Source organism: Jonquetella sp. BV3C21 (assembly GCF_000468895.1).
GTDB classification, from domain to species: Bacteria; Synergistota; Synergistia; order Synergistales; family Dethiosulfovibrionaceae; genus Jonquetella; species Jonquetella anthropi.
Window position 1 is genome coordinate 22,368 of the sequence record NZ_AWWC01000012.1, and the last position, 21,308, is coordinate 43,675.

The window sequence follows — 21,308 nt, forward strand, 5'->3', positions numbered from 1 at the left end:
GGTCAGCCCTCCAAATGCCGGCGCGCCGCTTCCAGCATACGTTCGACTGTCGTCTGAGCGCTGAGTCTACCCCGATCAAACCAAACAGCCGGTTCAAACTTGCGGAACCACGTCATCTGCCGTTTGGCAAACTGCCGAGTTGCCGTGACGTCCCCGTCCAGCGCCTCTTGGTACGTCATACGGCCTTGGTGATACGCTGCCAGTTCGCGATAGCCGAATCCTTTCATGGACGGCAGGTCGGCCGAAAATCCGTGGCTCAGAAGCCACTCGACCTCGTCGGCGTACCCGGCGTCAAACTGTTCCTTTACCCGTTGGGCGATGATTTCCCTCAGCTCTTCCCTGTCCCGGTTTAATCCCAAATACAGCACGTCCAGCGGACCGCCGGTCTTTTTAGCCTGAGCGAAGAGCTCCGAAGGAGGCGTTCCCGTCACGCTGTAAATCTCCAAAGCCCGAAGGATCCGGAATCGGTCGTTCGGGTGAAGCCGCTTGGCCGTCAGCGGGTCAACCTCGCCGAGCCGGCCGTGCAGCTCGACGTCAGTCATGCCGTTCAGCTGCGAGCGTACGCCCTCGTCCGGCGGAACGTTGACCGAAATCAGCCCGCCCATCAGCGCTTGATAGTAAAACGGCGTGCCGCCCACAAACAGGGGAACCCGGCCCCGAGCGGCAATCCGCCGGGCGGCGTCGAGGGCGTCGCGAGCAAAGTCCGACGCGGTGTAAACCTGGTCCGGGTCCGCCTCGTCGATCAGGTGATGAAGGATAAGCCGCCGCTGAGCGGGAGAAATTTTGTCCGTTCCGATGTCCATGTACCGATAAACCTGCCGGGAGTCGACGGAAATAATCTCGGCGTTCAGCCGATCAGCCAACTCAAGGCTCAGCGCCGTTTTTCCAACAGCCGTCGGCCCGATGACCGCCAGAACTTTCAGTCGGCCGGCGGCAGCTCCATCACAGGCCATTTCTGCCAAAGTGATCGTCCAGCGCTTGAGCCGTCAGTCGAAGGACCGTCGGACGGCCGTGAGGGCACGCCGTTGGCTGCTGGCACGATTCTAAGTCCGAGAGAAGCTGGCAGGCCTCCTGCGGCGTCAGACGGGTTGTCAGCTTCACCGACGCCTTGCAGGCCTTCATGGCCCACCGGTCGATCAACGGACGGCCCGCGTCTTGGCCGTCCTCAACCGCCGCTAGCGCACCGCGCAGAAGCTCCATTGCCCCAGCGCTCACCCCGGCATGGCACGGAACTTGGGCGAGCTGGAACTGTTTGTCAAAGCCAAAGCCCAGAGACTCTAAGTCTTTTTTGTTTTCCTCGGCCTGGCGTCTGACGTCCGGCGTCAGCGGAAGATGAACAGCCAGCCGCTCGGCTGGCCCGCTTTTAACGCCCTGAGAGAAGCGCTCAAAGTTCACCCGCTCGTGAGCGGCGTGGGGGTCGACGACTAAAAGGCTCTGCTCGTCCTGGAAGACCAGATACCCTTGGCTCATCTGGCCAAAGTACAGGACCTGCGGCTTTTCATCGGGGAACAGCTCAGCCGGCTCGTTTTTCCAACCAGCCTCGGTTCCCCTTTCGGCCTCGGTTCCCATCGCCTCAGCCGCAATCGAGGCGGCCGGATCAGAAAGGGAAACGACGCCGCGGAGCTGTACGGAACTTTTCTGCGCCGACGGCGAAGCCACCCGAAACGGCGGGTCAATCGGCCGGAAGAAATCTTTCGGACCTTCCGAGGGACGCCACGCCGTCTCCTTTGGGGCTGCAGGCCCCGACAGAGGAAGCTGAGTAAAGCCCCTACCAAACTCTTCGGCGGTCTTTCTGACTAACTCGAACACTTCGCTGCCCTTGCGGAACAGGACCTCCGTTTTGGCAGGATGAACGTTCACGTCCACCTCGTCGGCCGGAATCGTCAGCTTGAGAAACCAATTCCCGCGGGAAGCCCACGGGTGGCTTAAAATCGCCGCCCGAACAGCGCCGTCGGAAACTCGCCGGCCGTTGACGAAAAGAATCAGCTGGAACCGGCTCCCCGGACCGGTGTCCTGCCGCCACAGTTCGGCCACGGAGCCGTTCACCTCGCCTTGGGCCTTTTCGATCTGCGGTTCTTTGCCCCACATCTGAAGCAGCGCGCCTTCAACCGTCCCGTCGGCCCGGCTGGAAAACGACGTCTGCCCGTCGTTGACCAGCTCAAACGACACGTAGGGCCAGCAGAGGGCGTAGTCCTGCAGGAGCCGGGAAATACGCCGGTACTCCGCGAGGGCGCTTTTGAGGAATTTTCGTCGCGCCGGCAGGTTGTAAAACAGGTCTTTGACGGTCACGGTCGTGCCGGCAGGAAGCGCCATCGGGTGAACGGCCGGACGGCCGTCCGAGTAGGTCAGCCCGGCTCCAGTTTGACTGGACCGTTCCCGGCTGTACAGCTCAAGTCGGGAGACCGCGGCGATGGAGGCTAACGCCTCGCCTCGATACCCCAGCGAGCTGATCGCTTCCAGATCGGACTCGGTAGAAATTTTGCTGGTGGCGTGTTTTTCGACGGCCAGCAGCAGATCGTCCGGCGAGATGCCGCTCCCGTCGTCACAGACGGAGATGAGCGTCTTTCCGCCCTGAACGAGCTCCACCCGAATTGTTTTTGCCCCGGCGTCAAGGCTGTTTTCAATCAGCTCCTTGACCACCGACATGGGACGTTCCACCACCTCGCCGGCGGCGATTTTGCGTGCCAGTTCGTCGGGCAGCCGTTGAATTCTCATGGGGTCATCCTCAGCTTTCTGGCCTCGTCGGTCAATCGGTACAGACAATCCAAGGCCTCTTTCGGCGTCATATCGTCCGGGCGCAGGGCGCTTAATCGATCGATCAGCCGATCCCCTTCAAGGTCGAACAGTTCCATCTGAATCGACGGCTTCATGGCCTCGGAGCGGCCTTTCGGCGCGTCTCCCTCGAGCTTTTCCAAAAGCTCGGACGCCCGGCGGACGACGACCCGGGGCAGCCCGGCCAACCGGGCCACTTCTACCCCGTACGACCGATCCGCCGGCCCTTCCTGAACGTGATGGAGGAAGCGAACCTCTCCGTCCGCCTCGCTGACGGCCATGCTCAAGTTGAACAGCCCGTCGAGCGTCTCTTCCAGCCGGGTCAGCTCGTGATAGTGGGTCGCGAACAGCACCCACGGGCGGAAGCCCCCTTGGCCGTGAAGGTACTCAAGGGCCGCCCAAGCGATGCTCATGCCGTCGTAAGTGGAAGTCCCGCGGCCCACCTCATCCAAGATGACAAGGCTGTCCGACGTGGCGTTGTTCAAAATGGCCGCGGTCTCGATCATCTCCACCATGAACGTACTGTTGCCTCGAGAGAGTTCGTCCCGCGCGCCGATTCGGGTGAACAGCCGATCGACCAGCGGCAAGCTCGCCTTTTCGGCTGGGACAAACGCCCCCATCTGAGCCATGATCTGAATGATCGCCGCCGCCCGAAGGTACGTTGACTTGCCGGCCATGTTCGGGCCCGTGACAAGACCGACGCGCCGGGTTCTGTCCATCGTCAGGTCGTTGGGGACGTACGGCACGCCTCGCAGGGACGCTTCGACGACCGGATGGCGCCCTGCCCGTATCTCCAGCCGATCCGGCGAGAAAACCGGACGGCAGTACTGGCCAACCGACGCCACATCGGCAAATGACGCCAGCACGTCCAGCCGGGCCAAGGCCTGCCCGGTCTGCTGCAGAGCGGCCGTGGCGTCCATGACAGCCTGACACAGCTCGTCAAAAATCCTGTTTTCGATGTCTTTGATGTGGCTTTCCGCAGAGAGCCGCCGGTCCTCGTACTCCTTCAGCTCCGGGGTGATGAACCGCTCCCCGTTGACGAGCGTCTGGCGGCGCTCAAACCGATCGGGCAGTTTGGCCTCGGCGGCGGCCCCTTTGGACAGCTCCAAATAAAAGCCAAAGACCCTGTTGTATCCCACCTTGAGCTTGGAGACGCCGGTCGCCGCCCGCTCTTTTTCCAAATAGGCGTCAAGCCACTCCTGCCCGCCATCGTTCAGACTGCGCCACGAGTCCAGCTCTTCGTCCACGCCGGAAGCTACCAAGGGCGTCGCGCCGATGGTCCGAGGAACCGACTGAACCAACGACGACGCCAAACGGGAAGCGAGTTCGCCCGTGAGGGCCGGGTCAGGCAGGCCGACCAAATCCCTGACCGGCGCGGCGCTTTCAAAAACGGCCGGGTAAACCGACAGGGTATCGCGAATCGCCGCTAAGTCCCGCGGGCCGCCGGTACCCAAATGGAGGCGGGCGACGCTCCGCTCCAGATCGCGGCAGCAGGCCAACCCTTCTTCCAAGTCCCGGCGGTTTTGCGCGGCCAACAGGGCTTCGACGGCGTCAAGCCGACGATTCACCGCCCTTTCGTCCCGCAGAGGACGGACGATCCAATCCTGAAGAAGACGCCGGCCGGCGGTTGTCCGACAGCGGTTTAAGAACGCGAAAAGCGATGCGCCGCCGTTCAAAAGCTCCAAGTTCATCTGGGCGCTCTGGTCAAGGTGAAGGTACGACTCGGACGTCAGACAGACGATCCCCTGCAGGTGGCTGATTTTTGAGAAGCTCGTCTCTTCCATGTACGACACGGCAGCAGCCGCGGCTCCGATCCGCGGGTCGTTTTCCGGCAAGCCGAACGGAGCGAGGTCCCTGAGGCCCCACCGTGCCGCCAAGCGCGATTGGCCGGACGTCGGGCTGAACTCGCTTTTTGGCAGCTCAAGTACGGACCACGATCCGCCTCGAAGGGCCGGCGGACAGGACGATGCGGGCACGAGGAGTTCCCGGGGCGCTTCGCCGGTGATCAGGCCTAAGATCTCGTCGGGGCCGGCAAGAGCCACCCGAACGTGCGGGCTGCTGGGAGCCAAAAACGCGGCGGCCCACGTCTCCTTGCCGGGAAGAACCGCGGCCAAAGAGGCGTTCAGCGACGCGTCCTCCGGAAGCCACGTACCGGGCGTCACCACCCGAATGACTTCCCGGTCGACGAGCGTCCGGCCGTCCGGCTCGCTCATCTGCTCGCAGATTGCAACTCGATAGCCCTTCTCGATGAGCCGGGCCAGATAACCGTCGACGGCATGATAAGGGACGCCCGCCATGGGGAGCTTTTTGTCCCCGTCGCGGGCCGTCAGCGTCAGATCGAGCTCTCGCGAGACCGTTCTGGCGTCGTCAAAAAACGTCTCATAAAAGTCCCCCATGCGGAAAAGCAGCAGGCAGTCGGGGTATTTGTTCTTCCACTCCAAGTACTGCCGCATCATCGGGGTCATCTTCACGTCTGAACCGCTCAACGGAAACCCTCAGCTCCTCCCGCATCGATGAAATTCTGAAGGATCAGCGACGCGGCGATCTGATCCACTTTGCCTTTCCGCTTCCGTCGGGACAGGTCGCCTTCGATCATCGCCGACTGGGCGACCCGGGACGTGTACCGCTCATCCCAGAAGCGAATCTGCACCTGCGGATACCGTTTGGCAATCCGGCCGGCGGTCTCCCGGACCTTCGCCGCCATTTCGCCTTCGGTGCCGTCCTCTTTTCTGGGCAGCCCAAGCAGAAGCCGGTCCGTGCCGTACTGGGCCATCAGCTCTCCCAATTTCCCCATCCAGCCGCTGGCCGCATCCCAACACTCGATCCCTTGGGCAAAAGTGCCCAAGGGATCGGTGACCGCCACGCCGATTCGGACCGTGCCGAGATCGAGGGCGATAATTCTCTTCACTTTTTCGTTCCGCCGCGGGACGAGCTGACAATGCCCTCGGCGTCCGCCAGAGCTTGGTCAATCTTCGCGCAGTCCCGGCCTCCGGCCTGAGCCATGTCAGGCCGCCCGCCGCCGCCCCCGCCGACCAGTCCGGCCAGTGCCTTGACGATCTTTCCCGCGTGATAACCGGCCTTGAGGGCCTCTGCGCCGACCATGCAGAGGATCTGCACTTTGCCCTCTTCCGTCTGCCCCATGAAGACCACCACCGAGCGCGGCTCCTTGTCCTTCACCCGGTCGCCGGCCTCGCGCATCATGTCCATTGGGACGCCGTCGATACGAGCCGAGCAGAGGCAGCAGCCATCAAGCTCCGTCCGCGCGATGCCGCCGTCGAGTCGGCCGGCCAAATCGGACTTCACCTTGTCGGCCAACTGGCGAGCCAACTCCTTATTCTCCTGCTCCAAAGCGGCGACCTGTTCCACGACGCCTTCCGGCCGGACGTTGAACTTCTGAGCCAGAGTCCGCAGCGCTGACGACGCCTTGTCAAACATGTCGTACGAGTTCATGCCGGTGACAGCGGTCAGACGTCGGACGCCGCTGCCGATGCTTTCCTCGGAAACAATTTTTACGAGGCCAATTTCCCCGGTCGCCCGAACGTGAGTGCCGCCGCAAAGCTCGCAGGAGAAGTCTCCCGCTGAGACAACCCGGACCACGTCGCCGTATTTTTCCTCAAACAGGGCCTTAGCGCCCTTCGCCTTGGCGTCGGCTAGGTTCATCTGCTCGGTGTCAACCGGCATGTTGGCCAGCACCTTTCGGTTGGCCAGCGTCTCGACCTGCCGAATCTGCTCGGGCGTCATCGCTTCGAAGTGGGTGTAGTCAAACCGCAAAAATTCCGGCGAGACCAGCGAACCGTTCTGTCTCACGTGCCCGCCCAGCACGTCGATCAGCGCCTGATGAAGCAGGTGCGTGGCCGTGTGGTTTCGGGTGATCGCCGCCCGGCGCTCTTTGTCCACCGACGCGGTCACAAACTGATCGGTCTCCAACGCGCCCGAGTTGACGGTGATGTCCAGCACGGACAGGTCGCCGGCCCGGTAAAAACAGCCTGTCACAGCGGCCTCTGTCCGGACAGCCGTCAAGGTCCCGGTGTCGCCCACCTGACCGCCCCGCTCGGCGTAAAACGGCGTCGGGGTGACCACCGCCTGCCCGGATTGGCCGGTTTCAAGCCGGTCAACCAAGGCGCCGTCGCACACCAGTCCGACGATCTGGGACGACGACGACAGAGCGTCGTACCCGACGAACGGCACGGTTCCCAAACGGTTCTGAAGGGCGGTGAACGCGTCGCCGGTGATGACTACGCCGACCTGTTTGCTGGCCTTGCGGGCCCGGTCTTTCTGCTGAGTCATCTGAGCCTTGAACTCGCTCTCGTCCACCGTCAGGTTCTTTTCCGAGCAGATTTCAGTCGTCAGTTCCAGCGGGAAACCGTAGGTGTCGTAGAGCTGGAAGGCCACGTCGCCGGCCAGTGTTTTGCTTCCGGCCTTCACCGCCCGGTCGATCTCGTCGTTCAGCAGGGCACAGCCCTGAGAGAGCGTGCGGCCGAACCGATTTTCTTCCACGTCGATAATCTGGCGAATCGTCAGCTGACTTTCGGCCAGTTCGGCGTATGGGTCGGACATTTCGCTCACGACGACCGGGAGCAGGTCGTTCAGGAACGGCCGGTCGATGCCGATCAGCCGTCCGTACCGAACGGCACGGCGAAGCAGCCGGCGCAGGACGTACCCCGGCCCTTCGTTGGACGGGAGAATACCGTCGGCCAGCATGAAGCACACCGACCGAATATGGTCGCTGATGACCTTCAGGGCCAGATCCCCGGCCGCCGACGAGCCGTACGCGACGCCGGACAGGTCTGTGACCTTTCTAATGAGCGGCAGGAACAGGTCGGTCTCAAAATCGTTCGTGACGCCTTGGACGAGAGACGTGAGCCGCTCAAGCCCCATGCCGGTGTCGATGTTCTTCCGCGGCAGCGGGAGCATGCTCCCGTCCTCCTGCCGATCAAACTGGGTGAACACGTGGTTCCAAATTTCCAGATACCGGTCACAGTCGCAGCCCGGGTGGCAGTTCGGACCGCAGGAGAACTTCTCCCCCTGATCGTAAAGGATTTCCGAGTCAGGTCCGCAGGGACCCTGAGGGCCCATGAACCAGAAGTTCTCCTCTTCGCCGCAGCGGAGAATGTGATCGTCCGCCAAGCCGATTTCGTCATGCCAGACTTTATAGGCCTCCTCGTCGTCCTTGTAGATCGTGGCGTACATTCTCGATCCGTCAAGGCCGATCACTTGGGTCAAGAACTCCCATCCCCAAGTCAGAGACTCGTGCTTAAAGTAGCCGCCCCAGCTGAAGTTCCCCAACATCTCGAAGAACGTGTGATGGCGGGCCGTGTGCCCAACGTTTTCGATGTCGTTAGTCCGCACGCACTTCTGCGACGTGACGGCGCTCTTGACCGGCGGCTCTTCCAAGCCGAGGTAATACTTCTTAAACGGGACCATTCCGGCTATCGTGAAAAGCAGGCTCGGGTCGTCGGGGACCAGCGAGAAGCTCGGAAAGTGATGTGCGCCCTTGCTGACCCAAAAATCGATGAACTTTCGCCTGATGTCTTTTCCGCTCAAGTATTGCAAGATCGTTGCCTCCTCGTGTTCAGCAGTTCCCGCCGGGCCTCGTCCAGCGACTGTCTGAGCGTTTTCTCTTCCACGCCGGCCAACCGGCCGTCCCTCCATACCCATCGCCCGGAGACCATCGTCCCCCGAACGTCAGCGGACGAGCCAGCGTACACCAGCCATGCCGCTAAATTTTCTTCGTCCGCGCCGGAGTAGTTGAGCCCGGTCAGGTCGACCATCACAGCGTCAGCCTGCCACCCTTCGCGCAGCAGCCCGACGCCCTCGAATCCCAGAGCCTTCGCCCCGCCGATTGTGGCAGCTCTCAACGCCATCTGCGCCCCGAACGTCTCCGGCGTCCCGCGCCCCTTCTGCAGGAGAGCGCACAGCCTCATTTCCTCCCACGGGTCGATCCGGTTGTTGCTCGCCGGCCCGTCAGTTCCAAGCCCGACGGTCAGTCCCGACGCGATCATCTCGCGAACCGGCGCTACCCCGTCGCCGAGCTTCAAATTGCTGCTCGGACAGTGGCAAACCGCGGCGTCCGGCCACCGCGACAGCTCGTCGATTTCGTCCTGCGTCAGCCACACGCCGTGGGCCAAGACGAGCTCTCTGGCCCGGTCGAAGCCGACCATCCTGAGCCACCCGAGCGGGCCGCCGTACTTGGCAAGTCGCTCCCGCTCCGACCGCGTTTCCAAAAAATGGATGTGAATCGGCAGGCCGTCCGCCTGAGCGCTCTGGGCCAGCTGAGCCGCCAGCTCGACGCTCACCGAATACGGGGCATGAGGGCCGTAGAAAACTTTCAACATGCCATCTGAGGCCGCGCGGGCCGTTAAGGTTTTCACCTCGTCTAAGCCCCGCTGAAGCGAGTCGCGGCCCAAAAACGTCACGGCGAGGGCCGCTCGGACGCCAAGCTGCCGGGCCGCGTCCGCCACCTTGTCCATGCGAAAGTACATGTCAAGGAAAGCCGTCTGCCCAGCCTTTGCGGCCTCAGCAATGCCGCAAAGCGCGCCGAGTTCAATCAACTCGGGCGTAAGACGGGCTTCCGCCGGCCAAATGGCCTCCTTGAGCCACCGATCCAGCGGAAGGTCCTCGCCCAGCCCCCGGACCAGCGTCATGGCGAGATGACTGTGGGCGTTGACGAACCCGGGCATGAGGGCCATTAGCCCTCGGCCGCAGATTATCTCGTCCTCTTCGGCAAGTCGGAAATCGACGCTGCCGGGAGACGTTATTTTTTCGACGACCCCGCCGGAAACGAGCAGGTCGGACCGGCACGCCCGGCCTTTCAGCGGGTCGACGAGGTAGAAGTCCCGAAAAAGGGTTTTCACGCCCCCGCCTCGGAGGCACCGCTCTGAAGGGTCCGCCGGGCGCGGCGGGCCGCCTCTGTCAGGGACTCAACCGGGTCGGGAAGGTAGTCCCTGTTTTTGACGATCCAGCGGCCGACGACCAGCAGGTCTGTGACGTCGGCGCTGGAACCGCTGTAGACGATAAATCCTGCCAGATTATCTTCGTCGGCGCCGACGTACTGGGGCCCCGAAAGGTCCACCAGAGTCAGGTCCGCCTGCCAGCCTTCCTCGATCAGCCCGACCCCTTCAAACCCGAAGGCCCGATATCCCGCCAGCGTGGCGCAGTTCAGCGCCGCATGAGCCGGCACGGCGGTCGGGTCTTTCGACGTCCCCTTGTGAATGAGCGCCATCAGTCTCATCTCAGACCAAAGGTCCAGCCGGTTGTTGCTCGCCGCGCCGTCAGTTCCGAGGGCTACCGGAAGTCCGGCGTCCAGCATAGCCGGCAGGGCGGCGACGCCGCTCCCCAACTTGAGGTTGCTTGCCGGGCAGTGGACGACCGTCACGTTGCCGCGACCGGCCAGTTCTTTCATTTCACCTTCGGTCAGCCAGACGCCGTGGGCCAGCACAAGGTGGTCCAACTCGAGCAAACCGGTCTTTTCCAAGTACTCCACCGGTTCCATGCCAAACGTCTTTTTTATGTAGCCCCGCTCCCACTCGGCTTCCAGAAAATGGGTCTGGACGGTCAGTCCGTTCTCTCGGCCAAACCGGGCAATTCGCTCCATGCCGGCCAGCGAAACAGTATACGGGGCGTGGGGGTCCAGATTCAGCCGGGTCAGCGGGCCTCGATACGGCGTCAGGTCCTTTTGAAGGCTGGCGGCCAAAAGTTTGTCGTCCCGGCTGACGACGCCAACCGACAGCGCGCCGCGCAGCCCGACACGCCGCACGACTTCGGCGACTACCTCCATGTGGTAGTACATGTCGGCAAAACAGCCGGCGCCGCTCAGCGCCATTTCAGCCGCCGCCAGTTCGGTACCGGCCCGAACCGTTTGGGGCGTCAGGCGGGCCTCGACGGGCCATATTTTGCGTTCCAGCCATTCCATCAGCGGCTCGTCCTCGCCCAGCCCGCGGAACAGGGACATCGCCGCGTGGCAGTGGGCGTTGGCGAACGCCGGAATGACCGCCGTCCCGTCGTGCCGATCGTCCACACAGTCGTCCGGCTGAGGCTTCAGCGATCCTGCCGGAGCAATCGTCCCGATAACGCCAGCCTCGGTGATTCTCAGGTCAACCCTGCGGGCAGGCCGGAGCCGACCGTCCAGAGCGTAGACGTTTTTGAGCAGGAGGGCCATCAGTCCTCACGCCAGTCGTTCATGTACGCCGTCTGTTCCTCGGTCATCGAGTCAATCAAAACGCCCATAGACGCCAGTTTGGTCTCAACGACGCCCCTGTCGATCTGCTGGGGCACAGCCATCAGTCCGGCGGGGCACTCCCGGCCGTGCTGCCAAGCGTACAGAGCCGACTCCAGCTGAAGGGCAAAGCTCAAGTCCATGATCTCGATGGGGTGGCCGTCGCCGCAGGCCAAGTTGACGAGCCGCCCTTCTCCCAGCAGGTTCAGCCGGCGGCCGTCAGGCAGGACGTAGGTATCCACGCCAGGCTTGGCGCAGACCACTTCTTTCGCCAGCTTCGCCAAGGCCTTCTTGTCAATTTCCACGTCAAAGTGGCCGGCGTTGCCCAACAGCACGTTGTCCTTCATGACGGCCATGTGCTCGCCCCGAATGACGTGAATGTTGCCGGTAAACGTCAGGAAGATATCGCCCAAGGGGGCTGCCTGTTCCATAGACATGACCTGATGGCCGTCCATCATGGCCTCGAACGCCCGGTGAGGCGCCACTTCCGTCACGATAACACGGGCTCCCAGTGCGGAAGCTCTCAGGGCAGCGCCTCGGCCGCACCAGCCGTACCCGACGATCACGACAGTCTTCCCCGCGACCAGCATGTTGGTCGTGCGCATGACCCCGTCCCACACCGACTGACCGGTGCCGTACCGATTGTCGAACAGGTACTTGCTGTCGGCGTCGTTAACCGAGATCACCGGGAACTTGAGAAGGTTCTGGGCCTGCATGGCCTTGAGCCGCTTGACGCCCGACGTGGTCTCTTCCGAGGCGCCTCTGACCTTGCCGATCAGGTTCGGCATCCGGTCGACCAGCGTGGCCACCAAATCAGCCCCGTCGTCGACGATGACGTCAGGCTCGCAGGACAGGACGTCTTCCAGATACGCCGCGTACTCCTGAGGCGTCATGCCGTGATGGCTGAAAACCTCAACGCCCTGCTCGACAAGGGACGCGCAGACGTCGTCCTGAGTGGACAGCGGGTTGCTCCCAGCAGACCGAACCGACGCGCCCAGCCGCTTGAGAGCCAGCAGAAGGCAGGCCGTCTTCGCTTCGAGATGAAGACAGGCGGCTAACGTCGCGCCGGCCAGAGGGGCCTGAGGCTCGTACCGCTCCACGAGAGAGCGAAGAACCGGCATGGCGCGCCATGCCCACTGGATTTTCTGACTGCCCTGAGGAGCTAATTCAACGTTTGCGATTTTATAGCGCATGGAAGACTCTCCTTTCGTCCAACACTTCAGCAAATGTATTCAGTTAACGACTGACAGCGCATCTGCGCCTGACCGTCGGACAACTGCAAAGTGACTCCGTCGCCCGGCGTCAAATCTCCCACCGAGCGCACCGGAACGCCGCCTTTCAGACAAACCGAGTAGCCTCTGGAAAGCACCAGCTGAGGGGACAGCGCTTCGATCGTCGAGCTGATTCCCTGGAGTTTCAGCGCCGCGTGCCTTACTCTGCCCAACGCCGCAGATGATAGCCTGTCGGACAGATCGTCCAGCCAAAGGGCTGAGTTCCTGAGCCGCACAGAAGCCGCGTCAGCGCAGCGTTTTGCAAGTTCTGACAGTCGGTCCCCCTGCTTGCCCAGCCTCGCGCGGACGAGGCTTTTCAAGTGAGAGCCGGCGGCACTCAGCTGGTTTTCAAGTTCCCGCGCGTCGGGAAACAGCCGTTCCGCCGCCGCGGACGGCGTGGGGGCAAACTGGTCGGCCGCCCTGTCACAGAACGTGCTGTCCACGTCGTGACCGACGCCTGACATGACCGGTATCGGGCTGCGGGCCACCTCGCGCACCAACCGCTCGTCGTCGAACGGGTTGAGGTCATCCCTGCTTCCGCCGCCCCGAACGATCATGACGGCCTGCACGCCAGGCAGGAGGTACGCCCGGTGAAGCGCCCGAATGATCGAGTCGGGAGCGTCGACGCCCTGAACGAGGCACGGGACGACCGTCAGCGAGGCTTGGGGGAACCGTTTTTTCATGACGTTTTCCACGTCATGGACCGCCGCGCCGGTCGGCGACGTGACGACCGCCACTAATAGAGGCAGTTCCGGCATCGGGCGCTTGCGCTCCGGCGAGAACACGCCGTCCCGTAAAAGCCGCTCTTCCAACGCGCGCCGTGCCCGCTGAGCCGCGCCGGCACCAACCGGGAACAGCCGCGTCGCGTACAGCTGAACCTGTCCTCGGTCAGCGTAGAACCCCACCTGCCCGATCAGCCGGACTTGGTCTCCCACTTGAGGGACAAACGTCATGTATTGGGTCCAGCTCTGGAACATGACGCAGGGGATCCTCACCAGCCGCCCTCCAGTTCGGTCAAACGTCTTCTCGGCCAGAGAAAAATACGCGTGTCCGCTGGCTTGGTGCATTTTGAACTCGGTCAGCTCGCCTTCAACGACGACGCGCCGAAACTGGGGGTTCTCGTCGATCGCCTGCTTGATCAGGCCGACCAGCTCGCTGACCGTCATGACCTGCGAAGGGGCCTGAAGTTCCCGGTCCGTCATTGCCCCGCCCCTCTCATGATGGAACCGATGACCCCGTTGACGAACTTGGCGGACTGCTCGCCGCCCATGGCCTTGGCCAGAATGACCGCCTCGCTGGCCGCAACCGCGTCGTTCACCGAGCCCTCGACCCGGGACTCGAAGAAACACAGCCGAAGGATTGCCCGGTCAACGCCGTCAAGACGCGGCAGACGCCAGCCGCGCAGGCACGGGGCGATGAGAGAGTCCACCTGATCGAGATGGGACCACACCCGCTCGGCCCACTGAACCGCCGCGCCGCAGTCTTCCGCGCTGATGGCAGGAAGCTGAGAGGCCGTCTCGTCGTCGATCTCCAGCTCGTCGCCGTGGAACCCCAGAAGCTCCCAGTCGTCCGCCAGAAGCCGAAGCGTCCCGGCAGGATCGGCCGAGCTGTCCAGAGCGAACAGGGCTTGAACGGCCAAGAAACGCCGCAGGTGCTGCTTTTGACTCGAAATATTGCCCTTCGATTCGGTTGTCATTTGAAATATCTCCTTGGCGGCGTCGTGGCCAAACGCTTCAGTTTTTCAAGTCCTCCCCGGCGCAGAAGCCAATGGGAAACCCACCAAGCGGCTCCGCACAGGGCCCAGAAGACGACCGATCGATGAAAAGTCATCATCACCGGCGCCAAAACGGCCGCGGCCGTCAGCGTCCAAAACAGCGGGCGTTCCACAAGGCGGGCGGTCGACCGCCGCAACTCTTCCATTTCCTCGTCTGAGGTGGTCCGCACCCATTGAAGCCTGGGCATGGACACGCCGAGCATTTTCAGGTCGCTGACGATGGCCTGGGCGCGCTGCTGGTCATCCCACCGGTTCCACCGGCTTCGGCGGTCAGTGATCAGCACTAGGCAGAGCCTGTCGTGGCGTCGGAACCGAAGCGACGTGCACGCCACGCTCCGAGGCAGGTGACGGGCCACCAAATCGGTCATCGTTTTCGTCGACACGCTGATAGAACCTATCGGCGTCTGATCGAAGAGCAGCTCCACTGACGCACCTCCTGTTCGGCCCGCGGCGCGGGAAGAAAAGATAAAGAAGTCGGCTCGGCCTTCAGGACGAGCCGGCTTCCGCCACTGGTCTCAGATGTCTGACGTCTCGCCGGCAGGTTCAGCCGGCGTTTGATTCTCGTCAGTCTCGAAGAAAATCCCTTGGACGTGAATGTTCACGGCTTTCACCCGGTAGCCGGTCACCCGCTCGAGCTCCCGCTTGAGAAGTTCCTGAACGTCCCAAGCTAAGTCGGGGACGCGGACTCCCCATCGGACAAGCAGGTAAGCGTCAACCGTGATGACCGGCTCTTTCCCGCTCTCGTCGACGGAAACCCGCAGACCCTCCACGCTTTTTCGGCTGAGCCCCAGAACGGACGAAAGCCCCGTGCTCGCCAGCCGGATATCCGTCGTGGTTCCCAGCGCCTTGCGGGCCAGATCCAGCAGGACGTCGTCGGACAGGTGGAGCTCGCCTTGGGGATCAGACGCCTGAAGCTCGTCCTTGGCTTCGGCCAAGGCTTCGTCCAGGTCAAACTCTTCCCTTTTCGTCAGCCGAGTCGTCCCTGGGGTCTCCGGCACGGCGTCACTCATCTTCCGGCGCTTCGGCCATCACGGCCACCGGCGCATCGCAGCCAGGACACCGGACCGCCCCGTCTTCAATCAACGACGGGTGGTAGAAAAAATGGGTACCGCAGGAGGTGCAGCAGGCCTCTTCGAACTCCTGATCAAGCTCGTCGGCGTTCGGTTCGCCGTCCGTTTCCTCGAAGTGTTCCGCCAGCTCGTCCACTTGGGCATCCAGTCCGTCAAACAGGGAGTAGAGTTCCCGACAGTCCTCGGTTCGCTCCTCGGTTTGGCGTCTCAGGTCGTCCAACTCGTCGCCCAACGCTTCCAAGGCGGCCAACAGGGCCGACTGAGTCGGCGAGACCGGCGTCTTTTGACCGTCCAGCAGTCCTTTTAAATAGGCGATCCGTTCTCGGGCACTCACAGAAGCTCCCCTCCTTTTTATCCGCCGGCTGGGGCGGAAATCTACTTTTTAGCCCGCTCGATGTATTCGCCGGTTCGGGTGTCAACGACGACTGACTCGCCCGACTCGACGAACATGGGAACGTTGACGACAAGCCCGGTTTCCATGGTCGCCGGCTTGCCGCTCCCCGAAACGGTGTCACCCTTGAAGGCCGGCGCCGTCTCGGCGATTTTAAGCGTCACGCTGTTGGGCAGCTCAATGCCCATGATGCGCCCTTCAAACAGGTCGAGCCGCACTTCCAGATTGTCAATCAAATAATGGAGCGCCGAGCCGAGAACCTCTGCGGGCAGAGAAATGTGGTCGTAGGTCTCCATATCCATGAAGACGTAGCTGTCGCCCTCTTTGTAGATGTACTGCGCGGGCTTCTCTTCAAACACGATCCGCTCGAACCGCTCGCCGGCCCGGAAGCCGTTCTCGACGATCGAACCGGTGTCGATGTTGCGAAGTTTCGTCTTGACGACGGCTCCGCCCCGCCCCATCTTGTGGTGCTGGTAATCGACGATTTCCCACATTCCGTCCTGCCATCTGATCTTGAGTCCCACGTAAAACTTACTGGTATCGACAACTTGTGCCATAAAACAACCTCCATGTCAGCTGATGAACCTTTGGACTATGAACCAGTATTTGATTTTAGTTGTACGTCCTTTCGTTTGCAACCGAAAGACGGCGTGCCAGTGTCTCAGGAGCCCAGAAGCACGATTCTCTTATGATATAATACGCCAAATTGGAGTGCCTTTCTCTTCATTGAGCGCTCCTGTTCCCGCGCCCGCGCGCAAAAGCGCCGCCGGTTTCGGGAACCTTTTGAGGATGTGGTAAATATGACCCAGTTTCAGTGGGCCCTCGCTTTCGCCCAAATCGCAGGCGGGCTGGGCCTGTTTCTTCATGGCTTGGAGTTCAGCGCCAGGGCGTTCCGCAAAGGGCTCGGCGCGGCGGCGAAGGACTTAATGACGCTGATCTGCCAGCGGAAGGGCTACGCGTTCTCCTTCGGCCTGGTGCTGGCGCTGCTCACTCAGAGCACGACCGCGGCCACGTCATTTGCTGTCGGCCTGGTTGACCTGGGAATGATCCCTTTTGCCGGGTCGCTCTTGGTGATGATGGGCGCGAGCGTCGGGACGACGTTCATCATCTTCCTCCTGTCGATGAACATGACCGTCTGGTCGCCGCTCGGCCTAGCGCTGGGCGTGGCTCTGGCAAAAACAGGACGCAGCCGGGCCGTCAAGGCCGGGTACCTCATTCAGGGCGTGTCTCTGGTCCTGATGGGCATGGAGCTGATCGGCATGGGCGTGGCGCCGCTCCAACAGGCCGGCGTCTTCGAGCATTTTCTCATGTTCGGCGCTGGACGTCCCGTCCTGATGTTCGTCATCGCCCTGCTGCTCACGGCCCTCGTCCAGAGCAGCGTTCCGGTGCTCGGGTTGGCCGTGACTTTAGCCTCCGCCGGCGCGTTCCCCGCTGAGGCCGTCTTGGCTGTGGTCCTCGGCTCACGAGTGGGCAACTCCGCTCTGGTGCTGATCACCGGGCTGGGAGCGCGGAAAAACGCCAGAGCCCTCGCCTTGGCGACGGTGATCTTCCGAGTCGCCGGCGTTTTAATCGTCCTGCCGATCGCCGGGTCGCTGATGAGGTTTCTTGCAGGACACGTCGCCGGCGTGGCCAGTCAGGTGAGCTGGGCCCAGTTCGCCGTCGGCTGGCTCAACGTCGCCGTCGTGCTCCCGTTCACCTGGCTCTTGGGCGCGGCGGCCCAACGATTAGCAGGATCCGAAGAGGACTTCGGTACGCCCAAGCTGATCGACAGCTCCAACGTTCCTCTGCCGGCTTTGGGGATCCCGCTGCTGGCCCGGGAGATGACCCGACTCGCCGGCTTTGTGGACGAAATCGTCTTTTTATGCACCACTCCGGTTCAGCCCCAATACCGAAACCGGCTGAACGCGCTGGCGTCGGGCGTGCCGGAACTTTTTTCAGCCTGTCAGAATTACCTGTCCGCCCTCGACAGCGACAACGAGGACCCTCAGCTGCGGCGGGAGCACGTCGCGTTGGCCTATTCGCTGACTGCACTGGGCGACCTGTGCCGCGCGCTGATCGACGACTTTGTCCCCTTAAGCCCCAGCCTGATCGCCGCCGGAACGGCGGAGACCCGATCCGGCGAGCTGTGGCGTCAGCTGCCCGACCGAATGATCGAGCTGATACGAAACGCGCTGGCCGCCTTTGCCCTCGACGAAGGGGCGATGTTCCGAGCCACGATGGAGAGCAAAGACGAGTACCGGCGGCTGACCTTGGCGCTCCGCACCCAGATGGCCGGCGAGACGTCCCGGGACGGAAAGAACTTCAACGGCGAGCAGGTGCTCCTCGCCTGCGACCGAATCGCCCGAGCCTGCGCCGAGCTGGCCCGCGGCGGCGCCGTTAAGGCCCGGCTGCGGACGTCCGACGACGCGGCGGCCCTGACGGCCGATTTTTAACCCGAGGTGACTGATATGAGCTTTTTTAAACGGAAGGCCGACGCGGAGCCTGCCAACGATTGGCAGTCCCTCCTGTTCGCCCGAGACAGAGAGGAGCTGGCAAGTCAGCTCCAGACCATGGCGGACGCGGCGGTGAGCATGGTAAAAAACGCGATGGCGGCCCTGCAGAAGCGCGACGAACAGTTGGCCCGACAGGTGATCAACTCCGACGGAACTGTTGACGATCTGGAGATATCCATCGAGAACCTGTGCCTTCGCGCCTTGGCGATGAGACAGCCGGTTCGGGAGGACCTGCGGTTCGTCTTCTCGGTGCTGAAAACCATCACCGACTTGGAACGGATCGGCGACCAAGCCGTGAACATCGCCCAGCGGACGCTGAAGATTCACGGGCCGTTCATCAAGCCGCTCGTCGATCTGCCCCGTATGGGCCAGTTGGCCGAAGAGATGGTTCGCCACGCCGTGGATTCGCTGATTCACGAGAACGCGCCGGAGGCTCAGGAGGTCATCGAAGGCGACGACGCAGTTGATGACCTGAACGACCGCATCTACGACGACCTGATCGAGATGATGAGGCGTCATCACGAGGACGACCAGCTGGTCGATCAGGCGACCCAGCTCATCATCACGAGCCGAAACTTGGAGCGAATCGGCGACCACGCCTGCAACATCGCCGAGCGGGCGTGGTACACTGTGACTGGAGAGCGCTTTCAGCTGGAACATCACCGCCGCGGTATTCCAGAGCCGCCAGACGGAGCAGACGGGCAGCCCTCCTGATACGGGAACAGCCAACGGAAAGAGAGAGGAACGATGCAGGCTTTAGGACCAATCATTGCCCTGATGCTGATCATGTCGCTGGGGTGGTTCATCAAACAGAAGGGCTACTTGGACGAGCACACCGAGGGGAAGATTAACTGGCTTCTCTTTCGAATCCTCATGCCGTGCAGCATTTTTTCCGCCGGCATTCGTTTCCGCGCCGACCTGATCGGCGGGTGGAACTTCATGTTGGCCATTTACTCGTCGTTCATCTTCGTCATGATTCTCTCCCTCGTGCTCAGCCGACTGAGAGGCTTAACGCCGGAGCGAACGGCGACGAGCGTCATGATGTCCATTCGAGGGAACGTGCTGTATGTGGCCCTGCCTCTTCTCGTCCTTTACATCGGCGAGCAGGGGAAAGAGATGATCGCGCTTTACGTCGCGGTGGGCATGCTGTTCTACAATTTCTTCCCAATCTTGGCCGCGCAGATCTGCCTTGCCGGGCGGCTGAGCTGGAAAAAGCTCCTCTCGTCACTCGTCGCGTCGTTGAAAAACCCCGTCTTGCTCGCCGGGTTCGCCGGCATTCTGTGCGCCATAGCCGGCCTCGTACGCTTCATTCCCCAGCCGGTCCTTCAGGCGATCAACATGCTGTCCCAATCGGCTACCGGCTTAGCACTTCTCGTGATCGGCGCGTCGCTGGAACTTTCGCGGCTCCGAACCGACCTGAAAGTCTGCTGGATCGACGTCATGCTGAAGGTCGTCGTCCTGCCAGCGTGCCTGTGTCTGGCCTTTCACATCTGGCCGCTCGCAAGCCGCGAGGGCATGATCGCCGCGGTGATCATCTCGTCGGTGTCTCACGCGTTTAACTGCTACATCTTCGCCTACGGCATGGGAATGGACTACCGATACGCCTCAAGCACTCTGGCCTGCGCCACCGTTCTGGGGCTCGGCACCACGGCCGTCTGGCTGGGAATAGCGCCAGTCTTGGTGCCCTGAAAAGAATAAAAAAGAGGTCTGCGCTCACGATTGAGCGCAGACCTCTTTTTTTATTCGGCTAACGTGCCGGAAGCAGCGTCGGAATGACCACCATCACCACCTGACTGCGAACCGATCGACGCCGCGATGACCTGAACAGGGAACCGAGAAGCGGCAAATCCCCGAGGACTGGAATACGCTGCGTCGTCTTCGATACCGACTCTTTGAACAGGCCGCCGACCACGAAGGGCTGACCGTCCAAGACCCGAACCGACGATGAGACTTCCCTCTCGCTGATCTGCGGGACGTCCTCGCCGAGGCCGCCGCGCTTCCACTGGACGATCTCGCCGGTTTTAAGCGCCATGGATATGGTCATTCCGCCCTCGCTCCCCACTCGAGGGGTGACTTCCAGACGGGGGCCGACCTCTTCGTCGCTGTAGCCAGGATTGCCCGCGTCGTCGCGCCAGCTCACGTACTTGACCCGGTCGACCAGTTTAATCGTCGCCTTGTGCCCGTCAAGGACGACGACCGTCGGATCGGCCAAGACTCGAGCCTTTCCCTTTTCAACCAGCCCGGCAATTCGGGCGTCCAACATCCGCGCGACGGTCCCGGCGCCCTGCGCCGTACCCGACGATGGCGCTAACGGCGAGGAGCTGTCAAAGAAGCCCAAGCTGGCGACGCCGGACGAAAATGACAGCCACCACTGGTGGTACACCGCCTGAAGGACCGATTCCATTTCGCTCGTCGCGTCGTCGTTGACCTCAATGATACGGGCCTTGATCATCACCTGATCAGCCGGCTCGTCCAACTGGGCCAGGAGCTCACGAACCTGCTCCTGTTGGGCCGGCGTTCCCTTCACGTAAATTCGGTTCCGGCGCTCATCCACCGAGACGGCGTCGTCGCCGACCAAGCCGACAATCGACTTGACCAGCGCGCCAGTCTTCCCCGGATCAGCCCAAAAGACGTCGTAGCTTTTCAGCCCGTTCTTTCCCAGTCGGGCGGCCAGAACGGACCGCGGGCCGACGAGAATCGTCGAGCCGATCTTCGCCCAGCCGTACCCGGCCGAGGCGGTGATCAACTCTAAAGCCTCCTGGGCCGTCACGTCCCGCAGGGAGAGCGTAACCGTCGGGCTCGTTTCCGGCTCGTCAACGATGATGCTGCACTTCAGCCCCTCGGCGGCCAACCGCAGGGCGTCGGCTACCTTGACTTCCGTCAGGCTCATCGTCAGCCGTTTCTCCTTTTGACCGGCCGGCTTCGCGCACCCGGCCGAAGGAGCGCCTTTTTTCCCCGCGGACTCCAGCTTAACGTAGGCTTTTATCCCGCCGGGGTCGGACTCGAGTTTTTTCAGGACCATCGGAACTCTCGTTCGGATGAAAACGTCGGCCCCGCCGTCTTTGAGTTCCGCCGAAACTCCCCAAAGAAGCGGCGGCGTCAGAATATCGCCCGTCAACTTGAGGGCACAGCTTGGGAAACGCAGTTTCACGCCGTCCGGCCCTTGGCTCACGACGGCCGGGCGTGGCAGGTCTTGGCCGGTAAACCACGCTTCAACCAGCCGATCGCCGCCCTGCTCGATCCGAACGCCGCGAAGACACGCGGCAAAACTGGCTGAAGTAAGACACAGAAGGGCGAACAGGGCTGAGACTACCCGGCGCATG

18 protein-coding genes are annotated in these 21,308 nt (G+C 62.3%); 3 read left to right on the forward strand and 15 right to left on the reverse strand.

Annotated elements, in window-relative coordinates; translation table 11 throughout:
- Positions 1-2: 2 nt before the first annotated feature.
- From miaA to efp, 14 genes are all read right to left on the reverse strand, one after another.
- The gene (gene miaA, locus HMPREF1249_RS03400; RefSeq protein ID WP_008523328.1) at positions 3-953 is read right to left on the reverse strand and encodes a tRNA (adenosine(37)-N6)-dimethylallyltransferase MiaA; all 951 of its coding nucleotides are present in this window, start codon (positions 951-953) and stop codon (positions 3-5) included.
- The gene (gene mutL / locus HMPREF1249_RS03405) at positions 943-2,715 is read right to left on the reverse strand and encodes a DNA mismatch repair endonuclease MutL (RefSeq protein WP_008523330.1); all 1,773 of its coding nucleotides are present in this window, start codon (positions 2,713-2,715) and stop codon (positions 943-945) included. Before mutL ends, miaA begins: the two co-directional genes overlap by 11 nt.
- Positions 2,712-5,258, reverse strand: coding sequence for a DNA mismatch repair protein MutS (gene mutS, locus HMPREF1249_RS03410; RefSeq protein WP_008523333.1), 2,547 nt, complete (start codon positions 5,256-5,258; stop codon positions 2,712-2,714). Before mutS ends, mutL begins: the two co-directional genes overlap by 4 nt.
- On the reverse strand, positions 5,255-5,680 hold the full coding sequence (gene ruvX, locus HMPREF1249_RS03415; RefSeq protein WP_008523335.1) for a Holliday junction resolvase RuvX: 426 nt from the start codon (positions 5,678-5,680) through the stop codon (positions 5,255-5,257). Before ruvX ends, mutS begins: the two co-directional genes overlap by 4 nt.
- Positions 5,677-8,325: an alanine--tRNA ligase gene (alaS, locus tag HMPREF1249_RS03420; protein ID WP_008523336.1), complete on the reverse strand. Its 2,649-nt coding sequence runs from the start codon at positions 8,323-8,325 to the stop codon at positions 5,677-5,679. Before alaS ends, ruvX begins: the two co-directional genes overlap by 4 nt.
- On the reverse strand, positions 8,313-9,626 hold the full coding sequence (locus HMPREF1249_RS03425) for an amidohydrolase family protein (protein WP_008519489.1): 1,314 nt from the start codon (positions 9,624-9,626) through the stop codon (positions 8,313-8,315). Before HMPREF1249_RS03425 ends, alaS begins: the two co-directional genes overlap by 13 nt.
- Entirely contained in the window at positions 9,623-10,930 is a 1,308-nt protein-coding gene (locus tag HMPREF1249_RS03430; RefSeq protein ID WP_008519492.1) for an amidohydrolase, read from the reverse strand. The genes HMPREF1249_RS03425 and HMPREF1249_RS03430 overlap by 4 nt, the downstream gene beginning before the upstream one ends.
- The gene (locus HMPREF1249_RS03435) at positions 10,930-12,180 is read right to left on the reverse strand and encodes an adenosylhomocysteinase (protein WP_008519495.1); all 1,251 of its coding nucleotides are present in this window, start codon (positions 12,178-12,180) and stop codon (positions 10,930-10,932) included. The genes HMPREF1249_RS03430 and HMPREF1249_RS03435 overlap by 1 nt, the downstream gene beginning before the upstream one ends.
- A gap of 26 nt (positions 12,181-12,206) precedes the next feature.
- A complete protein-coding gene (gene xseA, locus HMPREF1249_RS03440; RefSeq protein ID WP_021775833.1) occupies positions 12,207-13,460 on the reverse strand; it encodes an exodeoxyribonuclease VII large subunit in 1,254 nt (417 codons plus the stop codon).
- The gene (locus HMPREF1249_RS03445; protein ID WP_008523343.1) at positions 13,457-13,954 is read right to left on the reverse strand and encodes a transcription antitermination protein NusB; all 498 of its coding nucleotides are present in this window, start codon (positions 13,952-13,954) and stop codon (positions 13,457-13,459) included. Before HMPREF1249_RS03445 ends, xseA begins: the two co-directional genes overlap by 4 nt.
- The gene (locus tag HMPREF1249_RS03450) at positions 13,951-14,457 is read right to left on the reverse strand and encodes a hypothetical protein (protein ID WP_008519500.1); all 507 of its coding nucleotides are present in this window, start codon (positions 14,455-14,457) and stop codon (positions 13,951-13,953) included. The genes HMPREF1249_RS03445 and HMPREF1249_RS03450 overlap by 4 nt, the downstream gene beginning before the upstream one ends.
- 90 nt (positions 14,458-14,547) lie before the next feature.
- Positions 14,548-15,042, reverse strand: coding sequence for an Asp23/Gls24 family envelope stress response protein (locus HMPREF1249_RS03455; RefSeq protein ID WP_008519503.1), 495 nt, complete (start codon positions 15,040-15,042; stop codon positions 14,548-14,550).
- Entirely contained in the window at positions 15,035-15,436 is a 402-nt protein-coding gene (locus HMPREF1249_RS03460) for a CD1247 N-terminal domain-containing protein (protein ID WP_008519504.1), read from the reverse strand. Before HMPREF1249_RS03460 ends, HMPREF1249_RS03455 begins: the two co-directional genes overlap by 8 nt.
- Before the next feature lie 41 nt (positions 15,437-15,477).
- Positions 15,478-16,050: an elongation factor P gene (efp, locus tag HMPREF1249_RS03465; protein WP_008519506.1), complete on the reverse strand. Its 573-nt coding sequence runs from the start codon at positions 16,048-16,050 to the stop codon at positions 15,478-15,480.
- Positions 16,051-16,293: 243 nt separating this feature from the next.
- Between efp and HMPREF1249_RS03470 the strand changes: the two genes are divergently transcribed.
- The 3 genes from HMPREF1249_RS03470 to HMPREF1249_RS03480 are packed head-to-tail and all read left to right on the forward strand — an operon-like array spanning position 16,294 to position 19,674.
- Positions 16,294-17,925: a Na/Pi cotransporter family protein gene (locus tag HMPREF1249_RS03470; RefSeq protein WP_008519510.1), complete on the forward strand. Its 1,632-nt coding sequence runs from the start codon at positions 16,294-16,296 to the stop codon at positions 17,923-17,925.
- 15 nt (positions 17,926-17,940) lie between these two features.
- Positions 17,941-18,699: a phosphate signaling complex protein PhoU gene (gene phoU / locus HMPREF1249_RS03475; protein ID WP_008519512.1), complete on the forward strand. Its 759-nt coding sequence runs from the start codon at positions 17,941-17,943 to the stop codon at positions 18,697-18,699.
- Positions 18,700-18,732: 33 nt separating this feature from the next.
- Positions 18,733-19,674 carry an AEC family transporter gene (locus HMPREF1249_RS03480; RefSeq protein WP_008519515.1) on the forward strand — a complete coding sequence of 314 codons (942 nt, stop codon included), beginning with the start codon at positions 18,733-18,735 and terminating at the stop codon, positions 19,672-19,674.
- A gap of 58 nt (positions 19,675-19,732) precedes the next feature.
- Here the strand turns inward: HMPREF1249_RS03480 and HMPREF1249_RS03485 are convergent, their stop codons facing one another.
- On the reverse strand, positions 19,733-21,307 hold the full coding sequence (locus tag HMPREF1249_RS03485; RefSeq protein ID WP_008523349.1) for a type II secretion system protein GspD: 1,575 nt from the start codon (positions 21,305-21,307) through the stop codon (positions 19,733-19,735).
- Between the last annotated feature and the right edge of the window lies 1 nt (position 21,308).